The 25,647-nt window shown below is 69.6% G+C and carries 17 protein-coding genes and 1 pseudogene; 9 read left to right on the top strand and 9 right to left on the bottom strand.

Features of this window, described 5'->3' with window-relative positions:
* The first annotated feature begins 28 nt into the window (after positions 1–28).
* Both ACTMVF_RS10100 and ACTMVF_RS10095 read left to right on the top strand, forming a co-directional pair.
* Positions 29–787 (top strand): hypothetical protein, encoded by a 759-nt coding sequence (locus ACTMVF_RS10100; protein WP_441270608.1) that lies wholly within the window; start codon positions 29–31, stop codon positions 785–787.
* A gap of 117 nt (positions 788–904) precedes the next feature.
* Positions 905–2,473: a CocE/NonD family hydrolase gene (locus ACTMVF_RS10095; RefSeq protein WP_441270607.1), complete on the top strand. Its 1,569-nt coding sequence runs from the start codon at positions 905–907 to the stop codon at positions 2,471–2,473.
* A 232-nt stretch (positions 2,474–2,705) separates the two neighbouring features.
* Here the strand turns inward: ACTMVF_RS10095 and ACTMVF_RS10090 are convergent, their stop codons facing one another.
* Together ACTMVF_RS10090 and ACTMVF_RS10085 are read right to left on the bottom strand one after the other, a co-directional pair.
* Entirely contained in the window at positions 2,706–3,449 is a 744-nt protein-coding gene (locus ACTMVF_RS10090; protein WP_441270606.1) for an amino acid ABC transporter ATP-binding protein, read from the bottom strand.
* A 137-nt stretch (positions 3,450–3,586) separates the two neighbouring features.
* The gene (locus ACTMVF_RS10085) at positions 3,587–3,994 is read right to left on the bottom strand and encodes a DUF6278 family protein (RefSeq protein ID WP_301995635.1); all 408 of its coding nucleotides are present in this window, start codon (positions 3,992–3,994) and stop codon (positions 3,587–3,589) included.
* A gap of 216 nt (positions 3,995–4,210) precedes the next feature.
* On the opposite strand from ACTMVF_RS10085, the gene ACTMVF_RS10080 reads away from it, so the two are divergent.
* On the top strand, positions 4,211–5,977 hold the full coding sequence (locus tag ACTMVF_RS10080) for an SGNH/GDSL hydrolase family protein (protein ID WP_441270605.1): 1,767 nt from the start codon (positions 4,211–4,213) through the stop codon (positions 5,975–5,977).
* A gap of 110 nt (positions 5,978–6,087) precedes the next feature.
* Here the strand turns inward: ACTMVF_RS10080 and ACTMVF_RS10075 are convergent, their stop codons facing one another.
* The 6 genes and pseudogenes from ACTMVF_RS10075 to ACTMVF_RS10050 all read right to left on the bottom strand — a co-directional run bounded on the left by ACTMVF_RS10075 (position 6,088) and on the right by ACTMVF_RS10050 (position 16,252).
* Entirely contained in the window at positions 6,088–6,867 is a 780-nt protein-coding gene (locus tag ACTMVF_RS10075; protein WP_441270604.1) for an exodeoxyribonuclease III, read from the bottom strand.
* Between the two features lie 56 nt (positions 6,868–6,923).
* The gene (locus ACTMVF_RS10070) at positions 6,924–7,559 is read right to left on the bottom strand and encodes an MBL fold metallo-hydrolase (protein ID WP_441270603.1); all 636 of its coding nucleotides are present in this window, start codon (positions 7,557–7,559) and stop codon (positions 6,924–6,926) included.
* 99 nt (positions 7,560–7,658) lie between these two features.
* A complete protein-coding gene (pcaDC, locus tag ACTMVF_RS10065) occupies positions 7,659–8,957 on the bottom strand; it encodes a bifunctional 3-oxoadipate enol-lactonase/4-carboxymuconolactone decarboxylase PcaDC (protein WP_441270602.1) in 1,299 nt (432 codons plus the stop codon).
* A 13-nt stretch (positions 8,958–8,970) separates the two neighbouring features.
* Positions 8,971–9,829, bottom strand: a pseudogene (locus tag ACTMVF_RS10060) (transposase).
* Between the two features lie 486 nt (positions 9,830–10,315).
* Positions 10,316–13,120 (bottom strand): GH32 C-terminal domain-containing protein, encoded by a 2,805-nt coding sequence (locus ACTMVF_RS10055; protein WP_441270601.1) that lies wholly within the window; start codon positions 13,118–13,120, stop codon positions 10,316–10,318.
* 198 nt (positions 13,121–13,318) lie between these two features.
* Entirely contained in the window at positions 13,319–16,252 is a 2,934-nt protein-coding gene (locus ACTMVF_RS10050; RefSeq protein ID WP_441270600.1) for a GH32 C-terminal domain-containing protein, read from the bottom strand.
* Positions 16,253–16,517: 265 nt separating this feature from the next.
* Here ACTMVF_RS10050 and ACTMVF_RS10045 point away from each other — a divergent pair, with 265 nt between their 5' ends.
* The 6 genes from ACTMVF_RS10045 (at position 16,518) to ACTMVF_RS10020 (ending at position 23,658) form a co-directional block, all read left to right on the top strand.
* Positions 16,518–17,552, top strand: coding sequence for a LacI family DNA-binding transcriptional regulator (locus ACTMVF_RS10045; RefSeq protein WP_441270599.1), 1,035 nt, complete (start codon positions 16,518–16,520; stop codon positions 17,550–17,552).
* 186 nt (positions 17,553–17,738) lie between these two features.
* Positions 17,739–19,004 carry an extracellular solute-binding protein gene (locus tag ACTMVF_RS10040; RefSeq protein WP_441270598.1) on the top strand — a complete coding sequence of 422 codons (1,266 nt, stop codon included), beginning with the start codon at positions 17,739–17,741 and terminating at the stop codon, positions 19,002–19,004.
* A gap of 87 nt (positions 19,005–19,091) precedes the next feature.
* A complete protein-coding gene (locus tag ACTMVF_RS10035) occupies positions 19,092–20,018 on the top strand; it encodes a carbohydrate ABC transporter permease (protein ID WP_441270597.1) in 927 nt (308 codons plus the stop codon).
* 2 nt (positions 20,019–20,020) lie between these two features.
* A complete protein-coding gene (locus ACTMVF_RS10030) occupies positions 20,021–20,893 on the top strand; it encodes a carbohydrate ABC transporter permease (protein ID WP_441270596.1) in 873 nt (290 codons plus the stop codon).
* A gap of 115 nt (positions 20,894–21,008) precedes the next feature.
* The gene (locus ACTMVF_RS10025) at positions 21,009–22,433 is read left to right on the top strand and encodes a glycoside hydrolase family 32 protein (RefSeq protein WP_441270595.1); all 1,425 of its coding nucleotides are present in this window, start codon (positions 21,009–21,011) and stop codon (positions 22,431–22,433) included.
* Positions 22,434–22,599: 166 nt separating this feature from the next.
* Positions 22,600–23,658, top strand: coding sequence for a carbohydrate kinase family protein (locus ACTMVF_RS10020; RefSeq protein WP_441270594.1), 1,059 nt, complete (start codon positions 22,600–22,602; stop codon positions 23,656–23,658).
* A 506-nt stretch (positions 23,659–24,164) separates the two neighbouring features.
* Here ACTMVF_RS10020 and dgoD read toward each other — a convergent pair.
* Positions 24,165–25,310, bottom strand: coding sequence for a galactonate dehydratase (gene dgoD / locus ACTMVF_RS10015; protein ID WP_441270593.1), 1,146 nt, complete (start codon positions 25,308–25,310; stop codon positions 24,165–24,167).
* Positions 25,311–25,647: the final 337 nt, after the last annotated feature.

Here is a 25,647-nt window from a genome sequence, read left to right as displayed (position 1 = left end):
TTGCGTTCGCCCGCTACCATGCGCGCCCATGAATGACGACGTGCGCAACATCGTGCTGGGCGTGGTCGCGGCGGGCATCAGTGCCGCGCTGGGCTGGCTCGCCCGTACCTACCTGTGGAGGCGGAAGCTCCGCCGCAAGCAGGCGTTCTTCGGGCTGCCCGACAACGCCGAGTCCTTGCTGGTGGTCAACCGCGGCGCCGGCGGGCCCGAGCTGACGGTGATGCGCTACGACGTGTTCGCGCTCCTCGAACTCGCCGCCCTCATCAAGGACTGCAACGCCCACGCCCAGATCGTCCCGCACGACACGGCACGCCAGGGCTTCGGCGAGCGCACCGAGTTCTGCGTCGGCGGCCCGGCGTCGAACCGCCGCATGACGGCGCACCTGGCCTCGCTGCTGCCCGGGGTGCGGGTGAACGTCGACGCCGAACCCGGCCCGGAGCGGGGCGCCCTGCAGGTCGGCTCCGAGCGCTACCGGGTGGAGGCCGGCAAGCAGGAGTACGCGCTACTCGCCCGGCTCACCGTCGACCAGAGCCACGGCACCCGCCCCGTCTTCCTCTTCTGCGGCCAGACCGCGATCACCAACCAGGCCGCCACCCGCTACCTCGCCCGCAACCACGAGCGGCTCACCCGCAAGCACGGGACCGGGTCCTTCGTCCTGTTGCTGAAGGTGGTCAACTCGCAGGCGTACGGCCCGGATGTCGTGGAGCTGGTCGCGGACGTCACGCGGGCGGCACAGGCACCACTGCCGACACCGGCGGCTCCTCGCAATACCCACCGGGCCTCCTGAGGTTCATCACATTCCAGTAATCGTTACTGCCACGTAACTTACCGACGGGTTACTTGCGGTAAGGGGCCACGGTTACCGTTCGGTCACTTTGCACTGACACGAGTGAGGAGTGACCCCGTGGGACACCATCGCAAGGCCCTGCGTACGACCGCCGTAGGTGCCGTCTCCGCGACCCTGATCGCCGGTAGCGCCCTCGGGCTCGCCCCGGCCGCACAGGCGGCCCCGAACAGCGTCCGCTTCGTCGACATCACCGGCGACGGCGGCACCACCCTCAAGGCGAACGTCATCACGCCCGCCGGCGCCGACGGCAGCCGCCGCTACCCGCTGCTCGTGCTGCCCACGAGCTGGGGCCTGCCCCAGGTCGAGTACTTCGCGCAGGCACAGAAGCTCGCGGACTCGGGCTATGTCGTGGTCAGTTACAACGTGCGCGGCTTCTGGCAGTCGGGCGGCGAAATAGAAGTGGCGGGCCCGCCCGACATAGCCGACGCGTCCAGGGTGATCGACTGGGCGCTCGCCAACACGCCGGCCGACGCGGGGCACATCGGCATGGCGGGCGTCTCGTACGGCGCCGGCATCAGCCTGCTGACCGCCGCGCACGACAAACGGGTCAGGGCGGTCGCCGCCCTCAGCGGCTGGGCCGACCTCATCGGCTCGATCTACTCCGGCCGCACCCAGCACGTCCAGGCCGGCGCGCTCCTGGACGGCGCGAGCCTGGTCACCGGCCGCCAGAGCGCCGAAGTCCGGCAGATCTTCAACGACTTCTACGCCTCCAACCTGTCCAAGGAACAGGACATGATCAATTGGGGGAAGAAACGTTCGGCCGCTACCTATGTGGACCAACTGAACAGCAACGGCGCCGCGGTCATGATGGCCAACGCCTGGGGCGACACGGTCTTCCCGCCCAACCAGTACGCGGACTTCTACGAGAAGCTGACCGGCCCGAAGCGGCTGGAGTTCCGTCCCGGCGACCACGCCACCCCCGAGATCACCGGCCTGTTCGGCCTGCCCAACGACGTGTGGACGGACACCGAGCGCTGGTTCGACCACTACCTCAAGGGCGAGGACAACGGCATCGACCGCGAGCTGCCGGTCCAGCTCAAGTCCCGCTCCACGGGCGGCTACGAGGGCTATCCGGACTGGAAGTCGGTCGGCGCGACGAACCGGAAGATCGCCCTCGCCGGCACGACCACCATCCACACGAACGTCAACTCGGGCGCGGACGGCGGGGTCGTCTTCCTGTCCAGCATCCTCGACCAGGTGGCCCAACTGCCCCCGATGGCCTCGATCCCGCTGATCCCCCGGCTCTGGGCGGGCGTCTGGCAGTCCGAGAAGTACCCCACGGCCCAACGCGTGCGCGGCACGGCGAAGGTACACACCACGGTCACCCCGACCAAGGAGAGCGGCACCCTCGTCGCCTACCTCTACGACGTGGGCCCGCTCGGCCTCGGCAAGCTGGTCAGCAACGCGCCGTACACCTTCCACGGGCGTACGCCCGGAAAGCCGTTCACCGTCGACCTGGAGCTGTACTCCACGGCCTACGACGTACCGGCAGGGCACCGACTCGCCCTGGTCGTCGACACGGTCGACCCGCTCTACATCGAGCACAACCCGTCCGGCGCGCGGCTGACCTTCTCCTCACCGGCGAACGACCCGTCGTACGTGTCGATCCCACTGCGCGAGCAGTGATCTCCGGCCGGCGCCGGGCGGGTATGGCTCTGTGACTGCTGCCCCCTGCTGCCCCTGGTCCAGGGGCTGTGGGGGGATCCCCACCCGGCAGCAGCGTCCCTGGCCGTGGCCGGGGCCACCGCCGCGACCTTGGGGACGGACGGAACATCGTAGTCGAGGTCGGACACGGCGGGGATTCCGGCGTCGAAATACACCGTTCGTCTCGGCATGGGTGGTACTCCGTACTCCCCGCTCAGTGATGGAGGATCTTCGAGAGGAAGTCCCGGGCGCGCTCGCTGCTGGGGTTGGTGAAGAACTCGTCGGGGTTGCGGTCCTCGACGATGCGGCCGTCGGCCATGAACACGACGCGGTTGGCGGCCGAGCGGGCGAAGCCCATCTCATGGGTGACGACCACCATCGTCATGCCGTCGCGGGCGAGTTGGCGCATGACCTCGAGAACTTCGTTGATCATCTCCGGGTCGAGCGCGGAGGTGGGCTCGTCGAACAGCATCACCTTGGGCCCCATGGCGAGGGCCCGGGCGATGGCGACGCGCTGCTGCTGGCCGCCGGAGAGCTGCGCCGGATACTTGTCCGCCTGGTCGGCCACGCCGACGCGGTCGAGGAGTTCACGGGAGCGCTTCTCGGCGTCCTCCTTCTTGCGCCCGCGAACCTTGACCTGGCCCAGCGAGACGTTCTGCAGGACCGTCTTGTGGGCGAAGAGGTTGAAGGACTGGAAGACCATGCCGACTTCGGCGCGCAGACGTGCGAGGGCCTTGCCCTCCTCGGGCAGCAACTGCCCGTCCAGCATGATCGTGCCGGACTCGATGGTCTCCAGCCGGTTGATGGCCCGGCACAGAGTCGACTTCCCCGAACCCGACGGCCCGATGACGACGACCACCTCCCCCTTGCCGACGGTGAGGTTGATGTCCTGCAGCACATGCAGGTCCCCGAAGTGCTTGTTGACGTCACGCAGCTCGATCAACGGATCGACAGCCATGCCCAGCCCCAGTCCCATTCAGCTGTGTAGCGGTGGTCGCAAACTACCCACGTAAAAGGGGCCTTAGTGAACGACACGCACCTTTCGGGCAAAAGCCGTATTTATCTCAAATTTATGCCAGCTCGGAGGTCAGAGCCTCACGCCTCCGCCACTTCCGCGTACAGCTGCGACAGCTCGGGTACCCCGCTCGCGGCCCACTCCTGCCCCGAGGCCACGACATCGAACTCGCGGCCGGAGGCGAGGCGGACGACCGGCTGACCGTCCGGCCGGATCTTCCACGCGGCCCCGGGCACGGTGCGCACGATGACGGTGCCGAGATACAAGCCGGCGTCGTTGCCGAGCCAGGGCAGGACCTCCTCGTCGTCCCGCCAGCGCGGCACCAACTGGTCGACCGCCTCCAACGAGGCCGCGCTGTCGTCGAGTTGGACCCCGGCCCGGGACGCGTGGGAGCGCAGGAGTTCACACTCGGAAAGGAGTTCGGCGATGCCCTCGGGGTCGGGGGCCCCGCGCTTCTCGGGCCGGTCGCCCAGAAAAGGGATCTTCATACCCCCAGCGTGTCATTCGTACTGCCGAACGCACCACAGGCGCGCGGGCCACCGATTCCGGTCGAGTTCACGCCGAGTTCGGGCATGGCTCGTTGACGGGTCATGGGCGCCTCTCTAACTTCACGGTGCGTCCTGCGTCTCATCTGAACGTCTCACTGAACTTGTCATGTGCAGTCATACGCGGTCCTGAGCGGTCGCGAACGGGAGGAGTCGGAGTTGCGCCGACGTGTGTGGAGTTCCACTGTCGTCCTCGCTCTCTTCGCGGCCCTGGTGCCGAGTGTCTCCGCGCAGGCGGCCACCGAGCGCAGAGCCGGGCCGCTCCCACTGGAGCGGCTCTTCGACAACACGGCGGTCAGCCACAACGCCCGGCCCGCCGAGGCGGACTTCGACGGGCTGGGCGGCTCCCTGTCCGCGCAGGACCTCTCGGCCGCGGGCTGGACACCCGGTCGCATGCTCACCGTGCAGGGCGCCCGGCTGACCTGGCCGAACCGGCGGCCGGGCGAGGCGGACAACGTGCGGGCCAACGGACAGGACGTGCGGGTGCGCGGCCGCGGTGACGCGCTCGCCTTTCTGGTGGCGGGCACGGCCGGGCGCGACGTCGGTGGCACGGGGACGGTGACGTACGCCGACGGCACCCGGACCGGCTACGGCCTGACCGCCTCCGACTGGCGCACCGGCCCGCTCGCCACCAAGGCGGTCGCCCTGCCGCACATCAACACGCCCGGCGGCCAACTCGCCGAGCGGGCACGGCTGTACGTCATGACCGTGCCGCTGGCCATGGGGCGCGAGGTCACCTCGGTACGGCTGCCGGTCGCGCCCGGGCTGCATGTGTTCGCGCTGGCGGTACGGGCCGCGACCCCGGGCTGGACGGGGAGTTGGGCCACCGCGACGGGCGGCTATCCGACCGTGGGGCCATGGACCGACCGGACGTTGCGGCTGGTGGTGCACACCTCGGCGGGCGGGCCGCGGGTGCGGCTGCGGTTCGACAACACCTTCGCGGCGGCGCCGGTACGGATCGGGAGCGCCACGGTGGCGGTGCAGGAGGCGGGCGCAGCGGCACGGAGGACGCCGGTTGCGGTGTCCTTCCGGGGCAGTGCGGGCGTCGAGATCCCGGCGGGGGCGCAGGCGTACAGCGATCCACTCGGCTTCGAGGTGCCGGCGGACACCAATCTGCTGGTGAGCTTCCATCTGCCCGGGAGCGTGCCGGCCGCGCCCGTGCACCGGCTCGCGCAGCAGCGGTCGTATGTGAGCGGGCCGGGCGACCATACGGGGGACGGCTCCGCGGCTTCGTATGGCACGGTCCTGACCAGCTGGCCGCTGCTGACAGGTGTCGACGTGGGCGGTGGGCCGGGGTCCGTGGTGCTGCTGGGAGACTCGATCACCGACGGCGACAAGTCCACGATGGACGCCAACCGGCGGTGGCCCAATGTGCTGGCCACACGGCTGCTGAACCAGCATGTGGTCCCGCGCTATGGGGTGCTGAACCAGGGGATTTCCGGCAACCGTGTGGTCAGCGACCGCTATCCCGGTGACGGGGTGTCCACGGACACGGCCGGAGTGAGCGCCTTGTACCGGTTCGACCGGGATGTCCTGGCCCAGACGTCGGCGCGCACGGTGGTGGTGTTCGAGGGTGTCAACGATGTGCGGTGGGGCACGACCGCGGAACAGGTGATCGCCGGGCTGCGCGCGATCGCCGACCGGGGGCACGCGCGGGGGCTGCGGATGCTGGCGGCGACGATCCTGCCGTGCGAGGGGGAAGTGCGCTGCACGGCGGCGGCCGACGCGGAGCGGCTCAAGGTGAACCATTGGATCCGCACCGGCCCCGCGTTCGACGGCGTGCTCGACTTCGACGCCGTGGTACGGGACCCGGCGCGGCCGTCCCGGATGCTGCCCGCGTACGACAGCGGGGACCATCTGCATCCGGGCGACGCGGGGCTCGCTGCGCTGGCCGAGTCGGTGGATCTGCGGGGGCTGGTTCGGTGACGTTGCCCGGCGCCGAAGGGGCCTTCTTGGGGCTGCGCCCCCAGAAGGCCCCTTCGGCCTGAACGGCCTAGTCCGCAAACGCCGGACAGGCTGGAAACGGCCGGCCTCGACTACACGTCCAGGTCCACGACCACCGGCGCATGGTCCGACGCGCCCTTGCCCTTGCGCTCCTCGCGGTCCACGTAGGAGTCGGTGACCGCCTTGGCGAACGGCTCGTTGCCGTACACCAGGTCGATGCGCATGCCGCGGTTCTTGGGGAAGCAGAGTTGGCGGTAGTCCCAGTACGTGAACGGGGCGTCGTACTTCAGGGGGCGCGGGACCACGTCGGACAGGCCGGTCTCGCGCAGGGAGGCGAGGGCGGCGCGCTCGGCGGGGGTGACGTGGGTGAGGCCCTCGAAGGCGGCCACGTCGTGGACGTCGTCGTCGGTCGGCGCCACGTTGTAATCGCCCATCACCGCGAACGGGCGGCTGCCGCCCGCATCCCCCGCGACGGCGGCCTTGAGGGCCTCGAACCACTGGAGCTTGTAGGCGTAGTGGGGGTGGTCCACCTCACGGCCGTTCGGCACGTACACCGACCAGACGCGGACCGGGCCGCAGGTGGCGGAGATGGCGCGGGGCTCCACGGCGCCGTCGAAGCCGGGGTCGCCCGGGAGGCCCTTGACGACCTCCTTGAGGCCTACGCGGGAGAGCACCGCCACGCCGTTCCACCGGCCGGTGGCGTGGACCGCCGCCTCGTAGCCGAGGTCGCGCAGCGGGTCGAACGGGAACTGCTCCTCGGCGACCTTGGCCTCCTGCAGGCACAGCACGTCGGTGCCGCTGCTCTCCAGCCAAGCCAGCAGCCTGGGCAGGCGGGCGGTGATCGAGTTCACGTTCCAGGTCGCGATGCGCATGCCTGACAACTTACCGGGCGGGACTGACAACCCGGCCCCGCCCGGGGTGGGCCCGCTCACACCTGCGCCGAGTCCCCCGGAGTCAGACGCAGGTGCTCCGCGCCGCCCAGGCCGCCGATCTGACGGTCGTAGATCGGGCGGGCCAGATCGGTGAGCAGGGCGTCGTGGATGTCGTAGGCGCGCTGCGGCTTGACCTCGCGGACGTAGTCGATGACCTCCGAGATCTTGCTCCAGGGCGCCATGACCGGGAGCATCAGCGTCTCGACGGGGTGTTCCGGCACGGTGAGGGCGTCGCCGGGGTGGAACACCTTGCCGCCGTCGATGAGGTAGCCGACGTTCGTGATGCGCGGGATGTCCGGGTGGATGACGGCGTGGAGTTCGCCGTGGACCTGGACGTCGAAGCCCGCCGCGGTGAAGGTGTCGCCGTGGCCCACGGTGTGCACGCGGCCCGGGAACGCCGCCGAGATCTGCTCCGCCACCGACGCGAGCGTCCAGATCTCGGCGGCGGGGTTCGCCTCCATGGCCGCCCGCAGGTGCGCCTCGTCGAAGTGGTCGGGGTGCTCGTGCGTGACGAGGATCGCATCCGCGCCGACCGCGGCGTCCTCCTCGCTGAATCCTCCGGGGTCGAGAACCAGCGTGCGCCCGCCCTTCTCCAGGCGGACGCAGGCGTGCGACTTCTTCGTGAGCTTCATGACACCATCCTGCCCCGCCGCCCGGTCGAAGGGCGGCTCAAGGCGGCTCAAGGCGGCTCAGGATGGTGCTTGCGGTGCCTGGCCGGCGACCGCTGAGGATCACTCCGTGGGAGTGGTCTCCTCCCTTATCACCTGCTGCGCCACCTTGAACGCGCTGTTCGCCGCCGGTACGCCGCAGTAGACGGCCGCCTGCAGCAGCACTTCCTTGATCTCGTCGGGGGTCAGTCCGTTGCGCAGGGCGGCGCGGGTGTGGAAGGCGAGTTCGTCCATGTGGCCGCCCGCGACCAGGGCGGTGAGGGTGACACAGCTGCGGGAGCGCCGGTCGAGACCGGGTCTGTCCCAGATCTCGCCCCACGCGTACCGGGTGATGAACTCCTGGAAGTCCCCCGAGAACTCGTCCGCCTGCGCCAGCGCCCGGTCGACGTGCGCGTCGCCGAGGACCTCGCGACGGACCTTGATGCCCGCGTCGTACGGATCAGGCCGTCCCGTCGTCTGCGGCGGTACGGCCACCGGGGCTATCTCGGCGATGGGCGCGGGCTGCGGCGGCGCGGCAGCCAGGACCGGCTTGACGGGGGCGGCCGTGATGGCGATCTGGCCGGTGGAGGAGTCGTAGGCGGGCTGCCAGGCGGTCGAGAAGTGCCGGACCAGCAGGTCGGTGACGGCCGCGGGCTGCTCGACCGGCACCAGGTGGGAGGCGCCGGGGACGACGGCGAGACGGGCGTCCGGTATGCCGGCGACCAGGGTGCGGGCCTCGGCGGGCCCGGTGACCTGGTCGTCCGAGCCGACGAGGACGAGCGTGGGCACGGTGACGCCGCCGAGCTGGGACCGTACGTCGAAGGAGGCGAGCGCCTCGCAGGCGGCGATGTAGCAGCCGGGGTCGGTGGTGCGCACCATCTGCACGGCCCACTCGGTGATCGCGGGCTGGGCGGCGGCGAAGCCGGAGGTGAACCAGCGGTCCGGCGAGGTGCGGGCGATGGGGTCGAGGCCGTTCGTGCGCACGATCACACCCCGCTGCCGGAACTCGTCGGCCGTGCCGAAGCGGGGCGAGGCGGCGATCAAGGCGAGCGAGGCGAGGCGCTCGGGGTGACGCAGCGCGAGTTCGATGCCGAGGGCGCCGCCGAACGCGCAGCCCGCGTAGCCGAAGCGCTGCACGCCGAGGCCGTCGAGGGTCGCGAGCAGCCGCTCGACGAGATCGCCGACCGAACCCGCCGGGTACGCGGGCGCGCCGCCATGTCCCGGCAGGTCGAACCGGAAGACGCGCCACTGCTGCGTCAGCTCGGGGACCTGCCGGTCCCACATGTGCCATGTGGTACCCAGTGAGGGACCCAAGATCAGGACCGGGGCGTCTTCTGGCCCGTCAAAGCGGTATTGCAGGGTGTTCGATGGTGTCTCACTCACGCCTCAGACCCTCTCACGTATCACGACTGCCCCTCTGACGGGGGTTGCGACTGCACAGGTCTGACCAGGTGAAGACCTCTCTGGCCACGTAGCGCTTGAGGCTTCGGACTATCTCGCGCCGGGTTTGCCCTCCTTGCTGCGGGGCCGCGTTCGCTTGCCGGTCGCCGCCCCGGTTCAGGCGACGGTACCGCCGACTGCCCGAGGAACGCTCGACTGGGCTGACACCGCACAGCGCCGCAAAGGACGCCTCACTGCCCAGGCGTTCCGGGTTGTCCCCGATCGTGATCAGCAAAGTGACGGCGGTGTCCGGACCGATGCCCGCCACCTCGAGCAGCTGCGGAGCGTGGCGCTCCACCAGCCGGGTCAGGCGGCCTTCCAGCTCCCGGACCTGTTCGCTGAGCTGCCTGATGCGCCGGTCCAGCAGACACAGGGTGATGTGCGTAGCGTGGAGCACCGCCCCTTCGTGGGCCTCGTCGGCGATGACCAGGACGGCCTTGAGCTGGTTGATCGCCTGGATACGGGCCTTGACCGCGGAGTCCTTGGCGAGCTTGAACATCCGAGCGCTGTGCACCGGCCCGGCACCGGATTTGGCCCGTGCCCTGGCGTGACCGCTGAGCACGGCCCGCGCGGCAGCCTGCGCATCGAGCGGGTCCGACTTCCCGAGCAAACGGCGGGCCGAGCGGTCGGGCCGATTCACCTCCCCGACGGTAGCCGGCCGCCGTGGCCGGAAAGGACTCGGTGCCCAGGACCTTTCCCAGCGGGGAGACCACGGCGGCAACATGAACCTCGCCATGTGTGTCCACGCCCAGGACAACCTCGCCCGGAACGGGAGGATCCGTGCTGGAGGAGGTGCTGCGCTGTCTGGTCGTCATGGTGGTTCGCCTCCCGCGTAGTGACGTCCTGGGTGGCTGGCACCGGCCTGGACGGGCGGTCTGAACCGTGATGGCGCCTGATCGTCGGCAAGGCCCCTATTGGGACACGCCCGGTGGCTCGGTGACAGCAGACACCATCCCGCAACGACAGTCGACAAGCCCGTGACTGGACAGCAGCCGGAGGACAGAGTGCGGGAGGCCGTGCCGCAGATGCATGAGTGTGGCCGTCAACCGGTCGACGCCTTCCATTTGAGGGGCCCAACGCGACCCTGCGGATTCTGCTCGACCACTCGGTCGCGGAGATCTTCACCGCCTCCGGCCGCACCTCACCCTGCGCGTCTACCCCTCCGGCGACGGCCCCTGGCGCGTCCAGATGGGCGCCACCGGGGTGGCCTCCGCCGCGTACACGGTCGGGGCATCGACCCGGTCGGCACGGCTGGCGTGCCGACCGGGTCGATGATGCCGGCGGGCGGGGACTGCCCTGAGTCAGTCGGTCAGGTTGCCCATCTTCCAGATGGTCATGGACTTGACGACACTGCCGTCGCCGAAGAGCCGCAGGCCGAGGGAGTCCTGCCGGAAGGGGTAGGCGCGGGTGGTGATGGACTTGTGCGCGTTCGCGTATGCCTCGATCATCGAGCGGTCCAGGAACACGTCCAGTGACAGTTCTCCGTTGGAGAGCGTCAGCGGACCTTTCTGGATGCCCAGGTTGGCGTCGACGCTGGAGTTGTTTCCGGATCGTGTTCGGTCGACACCCAGTTGCCCGGCTGGGGCGTCGTAGAACAGACGGGTCCGCTCTTCGTCGCCGGGGCTGCGCAGCACATCGAGACCGAAGGTGTCGGCGCGGCCCCGTTCCAGGGTCAGCTTGATGTGGAGCATGTCTCCCTTGATGTCTGCCAGGCGCGCGTTGGCGTCGGCGACGGAGGTCGGTTCGTTGATGTGGAGGAGTGGTTCGCCCACATGGAGCCGGGAGACCTCCTCGACCGGGCTGACTCCCAGGTCTCCGTCAGGTCGCATGGACAGTTGGACGGGGAGTCCGGCGTTGTGGGCCCAGCCGGCGTCGTAGTGGGCGCGCTCCGTGCGCCGGTCCTGCGCGATGCTGAAGACGAGGGAGCGTCCCTTGTCGTCGACCGTGCCGCTGGGGCCGGTGAAGTGATCGCCGTAGTCGAGCAGTTTGGGCGTGGTGGTGTCGGGTGTCCATCGGCGGGCCTGGGCGTCCCAGGTGCCGACCCAGTAGTAGGTGTACTTGCTGCTGTACTCGGCGGGGCCGTCGGGGAAGGACGGGTTGACGAGCAGCGCCCGTCGCTGGCGTCCCTGGTCGTCCTTGCCGATGGGGAGGAAGGTGGGGAGCTCCCAGACCTGGCCGGTCTTGGGGTGGGCCGCCACGTCACCGACCATGAGAGGCCCCGAGTAGGTCCAGTCGGTGAGGTTCTTGGAGGTGTAGAGGAGCGCCGTCCCGCCGACGCTTTGGCCTGAGGTGGTCTGGACTCCCGAGCCGACCAACTGGAACCAGGTGTCGCCTTCCTTCCACACGTCCTGGTCGCGGAAGTCTCCGAAGCGGACCTTGCGTCCGGGGCCGACGTCCAGATCGGCGGTCTGGCTGGTCACCAGGGTCGGGTGCATCTTCCACTCGACCAGGTCCGGGTCGCCGGGGTCGACAGGGCGTGCGAGTCCGGTTGCCTGATTGGGGCGCTGGGAATCGTTGCCGGCCGTGAACAGCAGGGCCGGGACACCGTTCTCGTCGAGCGTCGCGTCGCCGGACCAGACGCCGTCCGGTGCCACGCTTCCCGCGGTGGGGGCGAGGGCGACGGGCAGGTCGCGCCAGTGCACCAGATCCTCGCTGACCGCGTGCCCCCAGCCGATGTTGTGCCAGTAGGGGCCGTGGGAGTTGTGCTGGTAGAAGAGGTGGTACTTGCCGTTGACCTGGATGGGGGCGTGGGGCTCGTTCATCCAGTGGTTGGGTGCCGAGAAGTGGTAGCCCGGGCGGTAGCGGTCGCCGTCGTAGCGTGAGCGGTCCATGGCCATACGGGCCTCGGGGATGCTGCCCCCGGCGAATGTCTGCATGTCGTGCTCGTGGCCGGCGCGCACGGATTCGGAGGTGAGCGCGTCCGTGTGGACCTTCACCTCATCGACCAGGCCGTTGAACATGTTCACGGCAAAGGTGCCGTTGATGACGGCGGGCTGGTTGTGGCGGCCGATGAGCAGGGGAACGTCGGCCTTGGCCAGGCGGGCCGTGGCGGGGATGGCTGTCCGGGCGACCCGCTCACCGTTCAGGTACAGGCTGATGGTGCCCTCGCTCGGAGCGAAGACCGCCGCGATGTGCGCCCACTTGCCCGCGGCCAGAGCCGCCGCCTGGGGAACCGCCGTCTCGTACCAGGCGTCACCGGTGCCGATGCCGAACTGCCACACGCCGTGCCGGCCGACGCCGAGCGAGAATCCGCGGCGTGCTGCCTTGTCCTGCTGGTTGACGATGGCCGAGGGCTTGCCTTCGTCGCCCCATTCGAAGGCGCGGGGTGCGACCCAGGCTTCGACGGTCATGCCGTCCGTGGGGAGCTGCGTCTGCGATGCGGCGCGGGTGACCCAGGTGGAGTAGCCGTCGAAGAGAAGGGCGCCGGAGAGAACGCCGTCCTCCTGCCGCTTGGTACGCCACAGTGGGTCGCTGTTCGGCTTGTAGACCGCGTTGTTGAAGACGTAGCTGATGGGGTCCGCGCTCTGGCTGATCCGCTCCGTGGTCGTGGTGCCCTGGCTCTCGGCGAAGTCCCAGTAGGCGGCGAGCCCCTCGAGGCCCGGGTCCGGAGCCTCGTCCAGACCGACTCTCACGTCGTCCAGGTTGATGTGTCCCCAGCCGCCGGTGGCCCGGTCGACCGCCGTGATGCGTAACTGCTGGCCCAGGTGCTGTCGTGCGTCCCAGGTGACGCGGCGGTACGCCTCGTCGTCGGTGCCGGTGGCCTTGTGCAGGACGGTGCCGTCCAAGGTCGTCAGAGCCACGTACAGCTGGTCGTCGTTGCGGCCGCCGGAAACCAGGACGCTGACCATTCCCGTGCCGGTCAGGGTGAACGGCTCGGAGGTGACGGTGCCCGTGGGGGCATCGCCGCCGCCCGCGAATCCCCACAGGTGGTAGGTGCCCTGCTGGTTGAAGCAGCAGCCCCATCCCCAGCCCGGCTGGTTGGTGACGGATCCGTTGAAGGCGGTTCCTGTGGTGCTCCAGCCGCTCAGGTCGCCTGTCTCGAAGCCGGGGTTGGACAGGGTGCTCTCGCTCGCGCGGGCTTGTCCCGACATGAAGGGTGTTGTCATGCCGAGACATGCCACGAGGACGAGCAGTGTGCATAGCAGGCTGCCCGGGGGCCCTGTCCTGGATGTCGCTGATGAACGCGTGCGCATGCATACCTCCGGTGATGTGTTGAGGTGTGTTGAGCAGGCTGATCAGTGCGTTCTCCTGGTCGCGGGCCCACGGCAGGGCCCCGGGAGCGTGGAACGTGGATGGGTCGGTGGTCAGGAGCGCTGGACGGGTACGTTGACGTCGTCGACGTTGATGTGGCCCCAGCCGCCGGTCGCCTTGTCGACGACCTCGACGTAGATCCGTTCGCCGATGTGCTCGGACAGGTCGAAGACGACACGGCGGTACTGTTCGGCACCACGCCCGGTTTCCTTGGCCAGCACCTTGCCGTCGGCGGCGCGGACGACGGCGGCGTAGAGCCGGTCGGGGTCGTTGCCGCCGGACACGAGCAGGTCGACCACGCCGTCTCCGCCGAGGACGACGGTGGCGGAGCGGAGTACGCCTGTGGCGTCGTCGCCGCCCGCGTCCGGGTTGTAGCCCCACAGGTGGTGGCCGGCCGGGTCGTCCGCCGTCTCGGCCTGGTAGAAGGGTCCGCCCCAGCCCCAGTCGGTACGGGTGGTCACGTTGGCGTCGCCGAAGGTGGTGCCCGAGACGACGGTCCATCCGGTGAGGTCGCCGGTGGCGAAGTCGTGGTTGGGAAGGGCGTCGACGTTCGTCGGGCGCGGCGGGTCGTAGGCGGCGGGCGCGACGGATGTGTCGTAGGCGCCGTTCATGCGCCAGACATCCAGGGAGACGACCCGGGCGGAGCCGCCCTCGCTGGTCAGTCGCAGGCCGGTGGAGTCCTGCCGGGTCGGGTAGACGCGGCTGGTGAGGCTGTTGGTGCCGTTGACGTACGCCTCCAGCATCGAGCGGTCGAGCAGGACCCTCAACTTCAGCTGTCCGCCGACGAGTTCGACCGTGCCGCCGTGGACGCCCTTACGGACGTCCGGGTCGAGGCTGGAGCGGCCGCGGTCGATGGAGAAGCGGTGCTTGCTCGTGTCGTAGGAGAGCAGGGTCCGCTCACTGCCGTCGGCGCTCGCCCGGACGGCCAGGGTGACGGTCGTGGCGTCGCGGGGCTCGATGACGGCCTCGATGTCGAGCAGGTCGCCGGAGACACCGGCGAGTTGGCGGTCGGCCTCCTTCACCGAAGCCTGGCGGATCTTGACCAGCCGTCGGCCCCGCAGTCCGGCCGCCTCTTCGATCGGCTCGACACCGAGGGTTCCGTCCTGGCGCAGCGAGACGCTGACCGGCATGCCGGCGTTGTGGGCCCAGCCGGACTGGGCGTGCTGCTGTTCGCTGCGGCGGTCCTGGGTGATGCTGAAGAGCACCGAGCGGCCGTCGGGGGTGACGAAGCCGGACGGGCCGGTGAAGTGCTCGCCGAAGTCGAACTCGCGGGGCTTGTCGTGGTCGGGCAGGAAGCGGCATTCGCGCTTGTCGAAGGTGCCGATCCAGTAGTAGGTGTGCTTGACGGCGTTCGGGTTGAACGCCTCCCACCAGGGGCTGAGCAGCAGGATGTGCTTGCCGGTGCGCTTGCCCTTCGGTCCGGGGAGCGGGAGGAGCACCGGCAGCTCCCAGACCTCTCCGGGCTCGGGGACCTTCGCGAGGTCGTTCCAGTGCAGCGGCCCCCGGTATGTCCAAGGCCCCTCGGGCCTGCGCGCGGTGTAGACGAGTGCGGTTCCGCCGTGCTTCTTGGTGACCTGGGTGCCGTCGTAGTCGACGATGCCGCTGCCGACCAGCTGGTACCAGACGCCGTCCTCCTCCCAGACGAACGGGTCGCGGAAGTTCTCCGCCCACGCGGTACCGGGGCCGGCGGGGAGACCGGCCGGGGCCTCGGTGACCGGCTCGGACTTCATGGTCCAGGTCGGCAGGTCCGTGTCGCGGTCGGTCGTGTACGAGGACACGGCCATCCCGGTGCGCTGACGGTAGGGCAGCCGGTCGTCGCCACCGGTGAAGAAGAGCACCGGCCCGCGATCGCCGTCGACGTACGCCGAGCCCGACCAGATCCCGTCCGGCCCGACCGAGTCCCCCGCCGGGGCGAGGGCTATGGGCATGTCCCGCCAGTGCACCATGTCGGTGCTGACGGCGTGACCCCAGTGGATCTGGCCCCAGAACGGGCCGAGCGGATCGTGCTGGTAGAAGATGTGGTACTTGCCCTTGAAGTACACGGGTGCGTGCGGCTCGTTCATCCAGTGCCAGGGCGGCAGCATGTGGAACTGGGGGCGGTGCCGGTCGCCGTCGAAGCGGGACCGGTTCAACGTCAGGTCCGGGCGGGGCACGCGGCCGCCCGGAAGCGCGGCGACCCTCTCGGCGTGCTCCCGATGGGCGGTGGTGTCATCCAGGGTGCCGGGGCGGATGACGAGGCTGTCCATCAGGCCCATGTACATGTTGGCGTGGAACTCGCCGTTGAGCAGGGTGGGCCGGTTGTGCCGGCCGATCAACATGGGCTCGCCGAGGGCCAGTTGAGGGTCCTTGTCGGGAGTGGTGGCGGTGCCGATGAGACGGCCGTCGCGGTAGAGGCGCAGCTGGTGTGCGCCCGGGTCGTAGCTGGCGGCGACGTGCGTCCATCGGCCCTTGGCGGCCGGCTGGTCCTGGGCTCCCTTGACCTCGATCAGGTCGGTGCCGAAGCCGAGTTGGAAGACGATCTGACCGAAGCGGCGCAGACCGAGCAGGAACCCGGTCTTCGCGTCCGGGTTGTGCTGGTTGACCAGGGCCTGGGGCTTGCCGTCGATGCCGTGCTCGTACGCGTAGGGGGCGATCCACGCGTCGATGGTCAGGCCCTGGGCGGGGTCCAGCTTGCCGGGGCCCTTGGCGGTGACGACGGTGGAGTAGCCGTCGAAGTACAGCGCCCGGCCGCGCACTCCGCGCCGCCGGACGGGGTCGGTGTCCGGCTTGTAGCGGGCGTCTTCAAAGACGTACTCGATGGGGTCTGCGGAGCCCGAGACCGCCTCGCGGGCGACCGTGCCGCCGCGCTCGTCGAAGTCCCAGCGGGCGGTGGGACTTTGGGGGCCGCGTCGGCTCTCCGCGGCGGCGGAAGCGGAAGCGAACGAGAGCGGTACGACGGCCCCGCCAATGGCGGCGGACACGACGGTGAGGGCTGTTCTTCTCCTCATGGGCGGGCTCCTGGGTGGTGCGCGGCAGGTCTGACGCACTGCCAAATCGGTTTAAGCGAGATGGCTCGGCATCGTTCGCGCCCCGCCCCTGCTAACGCAAGAGCTAATGCATACCGTTTTACCCGGGGGACACAAGAGGGGCTGACAAAAGGGCATATACATCCCCCGTTTCTCATTCGAGATGTCTGCGGTGTTGACATCCGGCCACGGGCGCATCAATCTCTTCGCAACTTGCTAATCCGATTTAACAACGGAGCTGAGCAGCGTGTCTGAACGTCGTGTGACCATGGCCGATGTCGCCCGCCACGCGGGCGTCTCGCCGACGACCGCGTCGTTCGCCCTGTCCGGTCGCACCGACATGCGTATCTCCGATGCCTCCCGCCAGAAGGTGCTGGACGCCGCGAAGGAGCTGGGCTACCGCCCCAACGTCACCGCGCGCAGCCTGCGGACGAAGTCGACACAGACCATCGGGTTCGTCTCGGACCGGATCACCACGACGCCCTTCGCGGGCGAGGTGATCCGCGGCGCGATGGAGGCCGCCCGGGAACGGGACAACCTGCTGTTCATCACCGAGGCGGGCGGCGATCGCGAGGCCGAGTCGTCGCTGGTCCACGCGCTGCTGGACCGCCAGGTCGACGCGGTGATCTATGCGTCCATGTTCACCCGGTACGTCACTCCGCCCAAAGAGCTCTTCGGGCGACGCGTGGTCCTGCTGAACTGCCTCGCTCCCGGCTTCGACGCCCCGTCCGTCGTCCCCGACGAGCTGGAAGCCGGCCGGGACGCGGCTCGCGCCCTGCTCGCGGCCGGTCACCGCGAGGGCATCTGGGCGATCGGCGGCCACCAGGCCGTTCCGGCCACGCCCGAGGGGATCATCGCGGGCAACGAGCGGATGCGCGGTCTGGAGGAGGTCCTCCGGGAGGGCGGCGCACGCCTGGACGGCGTCATCGAGTGCGACTGGGACACGCTGGACGGCTACCGGGAGGTCTCCGCGCTGCTCGCGGCGGGGCATCGTCCCCGGGCGCTGGTGTGCCTGGCCGATCGGGTGTCCCTCGGCGCCTACCAGGCGCTCGGTGAGGCGGGTCTGTCCGTGCCCGGCGATGTGTCGGTGGTCTCCTTCGACGACCAGGACATCGCGGCCGTACTGCGCCCGGCGCTCACCACGCTGAAGCTGCCGCACTACCAACTCGGCCGCCTCGCCGTGGAGCTGATTCTCCGCAGGGGGCCGCTCGAAGCAGTCGTCCACCGTGTGCCCATGCCGCTGCGGGAACGTGCCTCCATCGGCGCCCCCGCCGGGGACTGACACCGGGCACCCGAAGACGGTTGTCCCGCCGCCAGGAGTACTGACCCTCCGGGCGGCGGGACGACCACCAAGAACAGCGACCGTCGCAACCGGTCGCCAAGGCGGGTCCGGCAAGACCCGTCTCAGTGAGATGGAGGAACCCTCGTGGTGTTCAGAACCAGGCGCCTCGCAGTAGCGAGTGTAGCCGTGGCAGCGGCGACCGCGCTGGTCGCCGGATGCGCGACCGGAAGCGGCGGCGGCAGCACGTCCGGAGCCGACGGCGACACATTGACCCTGTGGACGCACAACGCCGGCAACTCTGCCGAGCTCGACGTCGTCAAGAAGATCATCAAGGACTTCAACGGCTCCCAGAGCAAGTACAAGGTCAAGCTCCAGGCGTTCCCGCAGAGCGACTACAACAACTCCGTCGTGGCAGCGGCCTCGGCCCGCAAGCTGCCCTGCCTGCTCGACGTCGACGGCCCCAATGTGGCGAACTGGGCGTGGGGCGGCTACCTCGCCCCGATCGACGTCTCCGGCAGCGAGGTACCGCTGTCCGACCAGCTGCCCAGCACCGTCGGCCGCTACAAGGACAAGGTCTACGCGTTCGGCTTCACCGATGTCTCCCTCACGTTCTTCGCCCGCAAGTCGGTACTGAACAAGTACGACATCCGCATCCCGACCATCGACAAACCCTGGACGCAGGCCGAGTTCGACTCCGCGCTGGCCAAGCTGAAGAAGAGCGGCAAGTTCGAGTACCCGCTCGAAATGGGCACCGGCCTCATCGGCGAGTGGTACCCGTACGCCTACTCGCCGCAGCTCCAGAGCTTCGGCGGCGATCTGATCAACCGTGACGGCTACAAGACCGCTTCGGGCACCCTCGACGGCAAGAAGTCCGTGGAGTGGGCGACCTGGCTCGGCTCGCTCGTGAAGAAGGGGTACCTGTCGAAGAAGTCCGGGGCCGACCCCAACAAGGACTTCCTCGCCGGCAAGAGCGCCATCCACTGGGACGGCAGCTGGAACGCCGCCAAGAACGCCGACAAATTCGGTGACGACCTGGCGATCATCCCGCCGGTCGACTTCGGCAACGGGCCCAAGATCGGCGGCGCTTCCTGGCAGTGGGCGATGAGCTCCACCTGCTCCAACAAGGCGGGCGCCGAGGCATGGCTGAAGTTCTCCCGCCAGACCAAGTACTTCGTCGACTACGCCAAGGCCACTGGCACCATCCCGGCCGCCGAAGCTGCGGTGAAGCAAGTCGACGGCTACCAGCCCGGCGGAAAGTTCAACGTCTTCGTCCAGTTCGCGCGCAAGTTCGCCGTGGTGCGCCCGGTCACCCCGGCCTACCCCTACATCTCCACCGAGTTCCAGAAGGCGACCCAGGACATCCTGTCCGGGGCCGACCCTCAGAAGGCGCTCGGACAGGCCGCGAAGGACATCGACAACGACCTGAAGTCGAACAACTACTACACCGGCTGACCCGCTCCGGTCCGGTTCGGGCCCCGACCGCGCCTTCCCCGCGCGCCCGAACCGGACCGGTACCCCCCTGGAGCTACCGTGACCACCATGATCGCAGCCCTCGCCCGGCTGCGTCCGGTGCGGCGAACCCGAACGGCCCACGCCCGTCGCCGTGAGAGCCTCACCGCCCTCGGCATGGCCACCCCGGCCGTCGTCCTGCTGATCGTCTTCGTCGTCGTACCGCTCGCCCTCACCTTCGCCCTGGCGTTCACCGACGCGCGGCTCGTCTCGCCCACCCCGGCCCGCTTCGTGGGTCTCAGGAACTTCACCCGGCTCTTCGAGGACCCGGTCTTCTTCAAGTCCCTGCGCAACACGGTGTACTTCACCGCCGTCGTCGTCCCGCTCCAGGCCGGGCTCGCCCTGGTGCTGGCGCTGCTGGTGAACGCGAAAGTGCGGGGCGTCAACTTCTTCCGCACCGTCTACTTCCTGCCGGTCGTCACCTCGATGGTGGTCGTGTCCCTGCTGTGGACCTTCCTCTACCGGCAGGACGGCTTGGTCAACCACATCCTTTCCGCGCTCACCTTCGGCCATGTCGAGGGCCGGGACTGGCTGGGCGACCCGGCCACCGCCATGCCCTCCATCATCCTGATGTCGGTGTGGCAGGGCGTCGGCTTCCACATGATCATCTGGCTGGCCGGGCTGCAGACCATCCCCGCCGAGCTGTACGAGGCCGCCGACCTCGACGGCGCCACCCGCTGGCACCGCTTCCGCCACGTCACCTGGCCCGGCCTGCGCGCCACCCGCACCTTCGTTCTGGTCACCATCACCATCCAGGCGTTCGGCCTCTTCACTCAGATCAACGTGATGACCGAGGGCGGCCCCCTCGACTCGACCACCACCGTCGTCTACCAAGCGGTGCGGACCGGCTACGAGCAGCAGCAGACCGCGTACGCGGCTGCCATCTCGCTGGTCTTCTTCGTGCTCGTCCTGACCGTGTCCCTCGTCCAGCGTTTCCTGACCCGGGAGAAGGACTGACCATGACCTCCTTCCTCAAGCACCTCGGCGGTCACGCCGGCCGCGTCGTCCTCGCCCTGGTCTTCGCACTCCCGCTCGTCTTCATGCTGATCTCGTCGTTCAAGCCGGACGACCAGATCTTCACCGATCTCGGCTCCTGGCGTGCCTTCGTGCCGGTCGGCGCCCTGTCACTCGACAACTACACAGGTGTGTTCGACCGCGTTCCGGCGGCACGCTTCCTGCTGAACTCCGTGCTGATCTCGTCGATCACCGTGGTCCTCGGCATCGTCGTCAACAGCATGGCCGCCTTCGCCCTGTCCCGGATGCGCATGCCCGGCCGCAAGGCGGTCCTGACCGCCGTCATCGCCACCCTCATCGTGCCGTTCGAGACCTTCGCCGTGCCGCTGGTGTGGTGGATCAACCAACTGCCGCTGCTCCGCGTCAACGGCTTCCAACTGGAGCTGACCACCGGCTGGATGGACACCTATCAGGTCCAGATCCTGCCGTTCGTCGCCAACGCCTTCTCGGTCTTCTTCTTCCACCAGTACTTCCAGAGCATCCCCAAGGAGATCGACGAGGCGGCAGTCATGGACGGAGCCGGGTGGTTCACCATCTACCGCCGTATCGTCATGCCCCTGTCCGGCCCGGCGGTCGCCACCGTCGCCATCCTCACCTTCCTGCCCGCCTGGAACTCCTACCTCTGGCCGCTGATGGTGGTCCAGAGCGAGGAACTACGCCCGGTGATGGTGGGCATCTCCTACTTCTTCCAGCTGAACGTGGGCTGGGGCCAGATCATGGCGTACTCCTCCTTGATCACCGTGCCGATCCTCGCCCTGTTCGTGGCGTTCCAGCGGTCGTTCGTGAACAGCATCGCGTCGACGGGCGTGAAGGGCTGAGCTCGCGCCTCCGCGCCACGCGCCGCGTCTCCACTTCTCCTCTTCCCCTGTGCTTCGCGCACCCCGAGAAAGGCCCCGTGTGTCCACGCCGCCTGCTGACCCCCACCTTCCGGCCGTGCATCTGCGCCCCCCGCTCAACTGGATCAACGACCCCAACGGGCTGGTCTTCCACGACGGGCACTACCACGTCTTCTTCCAGTACAACCCGTACGGCCCGCGGCATTCGAACGTGCACTGGGGCCACTACCGCAGCCCCGACCTGATCACCTGGGAACCCCTCCCGGTGGCCCTCGCCCCCACTCCGGGCGGCTACGACGCCGACGGCTGCTTCTCCGGGAACGCGGTCTCCGACGACGGCCGCATGGTGGCCTTCTACTCGGCCCACCGCAACGACCGCTGGTGGCAGCCGGTCACCACCGCCGAGTCGTACGACGGCGGAATCACCTGGGCCAAGCGCCCGGAGCTGCTCATCCCCGAGCCGCCCGCCGACACCACCATGTACCGGGACCCCTACGTCTGGCAGCAGGATGGCCGCTGGCGGATGCTGGTCGGCTCGGCCCTCGCCGACGGCCGCGCCGCGGCGCAGCTGTACGAGTCCGACGACCTGGAGCACTGGGAGTACCGCGGCCCCTTCCACGCCGGCGATGCCGCGGCCGGCTCCGGCCCGGTCGGATGGGAGTGCCCCCAGTACGCGACCTTCGGCGACCGCGGCGTCCTGATCATCAGCGACTGGACCCCGCAGGGCGGCCCCAGCCACACGACCGTCCACACCGGCCGCGAACAGGACGGACGCTTCACGGCGACCGCGGCCCCGGTGCCGCTCGATCACGGCCCCGACTTCTACGCCCCCGCGCTGCTGAAAGCCCCCGGGGAAGACCGCTGGCTGCTGTGGGGCTGGGCGTGGGAGGCCCGCGACGACACCTGGGCGCATGAAGCAGGCTGGGCAGGCACCCTCACCCTCCCCCGCGAGCTGACCCTCGCCGCCGACGGAACGGTCGTCCAGCGCCCCGCTCGCGAACTGCTCGCGCTGCGTGGCGAACGCGTACTGCACCGCACCGGGCACCTCACACAGTCCGGGGCGGCCGAACTCGGCGAGATCAGCCGCACCTTCGACCTCACTGCCGTCCTGACGCCGGACACCACCGGCACCAGCGGCCTGCGCCTGGTCACCTCCGCGGACGACACCGAGTACCTCGACATCAGCCTCGATCCCACCACCGGCCGGCTCACCGTGGACCGCAGCCACGCGTCACTGGACGCGAGGGCACGAGGAGGCTCGTACGCCGTCCCGTGCCCGGCCGCGACGGCCGGCACCCCCGTGGAGCTACGCGTGATCGTGGACCGTTCGATCGCCGAGGTCCATCTCGGCGACGGCCAGGTCCTCACCCTCAGGTTCTATCCACTCGCCGACGGACCGTGGCGGCTGCAGGCCCGCACGACAGGCACCGGCCGCAGCGACTTCACCGTCGAGGCATGGAACCTGACCCCGGGCGGAATCCGTCAGGAACCGCTGCTGGCGAGCCAAGGGCAGGACGCGTAACACGCGCTGCCTGCCCGTACCTGCCCTCACAACGCCGTCCTCACCCCGAAGCGGGTGAGGACGGCACCGTCGTAGACCTACCCGTTGACCTGACCTCGACGTACCTGCCGGACCCACGCACGGGAGCGGCAGCCCACGCCCTCCCTCAGAAAGGCAGACCGTCACCATGACCCGACACGGGTCCCCCGGCAGTGTCACCGTCCTCGGCGAGTGCGTCGCCGACACCTTCGCCGACCCTGGCCGGTCCGGCCTCGGCGAACTCGCACTGCGCGCCCTGCCCGGTGGTGGCCCGGCCAACACCGCCGTGGCCCTTGCCCGGCTCGGCACCCCCACCCGCTTCCTCGGACGGTTCTCCAACGACGTCTTCGGCACCCTCTTCCGAGACCGCCTCAGCGCCTCCGGCGTCGACCTGACCGGCAGCGTGAGCGCCCCCGAGCCCAGCACTCTCGCCGTCGCCGACCTCGACGAGACCGGCCAGGCCACCTACACCTTCTACGCCGACAGTGCCGCCGACTGGCAGTGGACCGCCGACGAACTCGCCGCCACCCAGCAGGACGACGCGGTCTGCCTGCACACCGGATCCCTGGCCCTGGTACGCCGGCCCGGCGCCGGCCACATCGAAGACCACCTCGCCAGTGCCCGCGAGCACGTCACCGTATCCGTCGACCCCAACGTCCGCCCCCTCCTGGTACCGCCCTCGGCCTACCAAGAGCGGCTTCCTCGCTGGTGCGCCCTCGCCGACATCCTCCGCCTCAGCGAGGACGACCTCGCGCTGCTCCTCCCCGGTGCCGGCCTTGAAGAGGCTTGCGACACCTGGCACGCCGCCGGCGCACGACTCGTCGTCATCACCCTCGGCGGACGCGGCGCACTCGCCTCCCTCGACGGCCACCGCGTCACCGTCCCGACCCCGGCCATCGACATCGTCGACACCGTCGGCGCCGGAGACTCCTTCACCGCCGGCCTGCTGCACCGCCTCGCCGCCCTCGGACACCTCGGCGGGCGACTCGACCGGCTGAGCCTCGAAGACCTCGCCGACGCCTGCTCGTTCGCCGCCCACGTCGCCGCCTTGACCTGCTCCGTGCCCGGGGCGAACCCACCCAGGGCAGAACACCTGGCACCCCCGTTCCTCTCCGGGGAACGCCGCTTCATCGAGTCGGCGTCCCGTCCACTTCCACCCTCGTGCCCTGACCATGACCGGACCGCACACGCAAGAGCAGTGCCGTAGCCGACGCCGGTGGTGACCAACATGGTCGAGCTGTCGGCGACCATCGCGTGGCGGTACATATTGATCCGAAACGGTAGGTTTTCCACTCGCCCAGCGCATTGCTTCACATCCGCAAGCACCGTCCCCATCAACGAGAGCACCGCAGCCACATGAGCATCCCGGTGCGTGTCCACTCCCAGCGCCACCTCCCCCGCAGGGCGACGACGACGGGCCCGCGGAGCGAGCGGCGTACTGGGCACGGTCGAATTCCGGGCACACGCCGCGCGGGCTGACGACGTTCCCCGGGTCGGGCGGCGGTGGGTGACGAACACCGGGCCGGGAGCGAGTCGAGGAAGGCGTCGGCCGCCCCGCGGACGGTCCACGCCTTCCCGGCCCACAGTTGCACGACGGTGGGCACCGCTTCCCCCTTTCGGACGGCCGCGGGACGACGCCTTCACGCTCGCGCGACTCAGGGGAGGTGACCCAGGCTGCCGTGATGGGGTACCTGCGCCTGGGGCTGTCAGGGACTACCAGGCGGCCAGTGAGCCGTCCGTGTTGCGCCAGACCGGGTTGCGCCAGCGGTGGCCGCGTTCGGCGGCGGCGCGGACCGCGTCCTCATCAATCGTGACACCGAGACCGGGCGCGGTCGGGCGGTCTATGTAGCCGTCATGGAACGTGAAGGGCGTGGTGTCGGCGAGGTAGTCCAGCAGTCCGCTGCTGTCGCCGTAGCCGATACCCAGTGCCTGTTCCTGGATGAGGAAGTTGGGGATCGCGAAGTCGAGTTGCAGACTGGCCGCGAGGGCGATCGGGCCGAGTGGGCAGTGCGGGGCCACCATGACGTCGTACGCCTCGGCCATCGCGGCGATCCGGCGGGTCTCGGAGATGCCGCCGGCGTGGCTGATGTCGGGCTGGGCCACGGCGATGCCGTCGGAGAGCACCGAGCGGAAGTCCCAGCGTGAGTAGAGCCGTTCGCCGGTGGCGATGGGGATGGAGGTGGAGCGCACCACGGCGCCGAGGTCCCTGGAGAACTCCGGCAGCACGGGCTCCTCGACGAAGAGCGGCAGCAGCGGCTCCAGGAGCGGAAGTACACGGCGCGACATCGCCCCGCTGAAGCGGCCGTGGAAGTCCAGCGCCAGGTCGCGTTCCGGTCCGATGGCCTCGCGGACCGCACTCACCCCGTCCACGATGGCGTTGATCGCGGCGGGCGTGGCGAGAGGCTCCAGCTGGCCGCAGGGGTTCAGCTTGACCGCCGTCATGCCCTTGGCGACCTGCGCGGCCGCGGACTCGGCCAGTTCTTCGGGGGTTTCGCCACCGACCCAGCCATAGACGCGCACCCGGTCACGCACGTGGCCGCCGAGCAGCTGGTGGACGGGGACACCGTGCGTCTTGCCCGCGATGTCCCACAGGGCCTGGTCGATGCCGGACAGGGCGCTGTTCAGGACGACGCCGCCGCGGTAGAAGCCGCTCTTGGCGAGCACCTGCCAGTGCTCCTCGATCCGCGCCGGGTCCTGGCCGACCAGGTAGTCGAACATCTCCTCGACGCAGCGGGCGACGGTGTGGGCCTTGCCCTCGACGATGGGTTCGCCCCACCCGGAGATGCCCTCGTCGGTGTCGACGCGAAGGAAGAGCCAGCGCGGTTCGACGAGGAAGAGTTCGTATCCAGTGATCTTCATGGGGTGGGTCTCCGGGTTCTGTGCTGGGCACGGCGGGGCGGGGGCCGGTACGTGGGGATGGAGGGTGGGGCGGTCATGGTGGGAGCGAGCGCGGGCAAGCGCACGCTCGGGCGGGGAGGCAGAGGGCCAGGCACGCGAAGGGGTTGCTGCGCAGGACGCGCGGCGGGGGTGCGGCGGCGGAGGTGAGCCGGGGTGCGGCGCCTACGTTCGGCGGTCGGGTCGTGCCCGGCGGGGGTGAGCCGGGGTGCGACGCCGGGCTTCGGCGGTCGGGTCGTGCCCGGCGCTGGCCGGGCGTGCGGTCGGCGGTCGGTCGGGGCGGTCGGTCGGGGCGGTCGGT

The organism is Streptomyces sp. SD31 (assembly GCF_052068475.1).
GTDB lineage: Bacteria > Actinomycetota > Actinomycetes > Streptomycetales > Streptomycetaceae > Streptomyces.
Note: the sequence above shows the minus strand (reverse complement) of the source record. Positions and strands in the feature narration are given on the sequence as shown.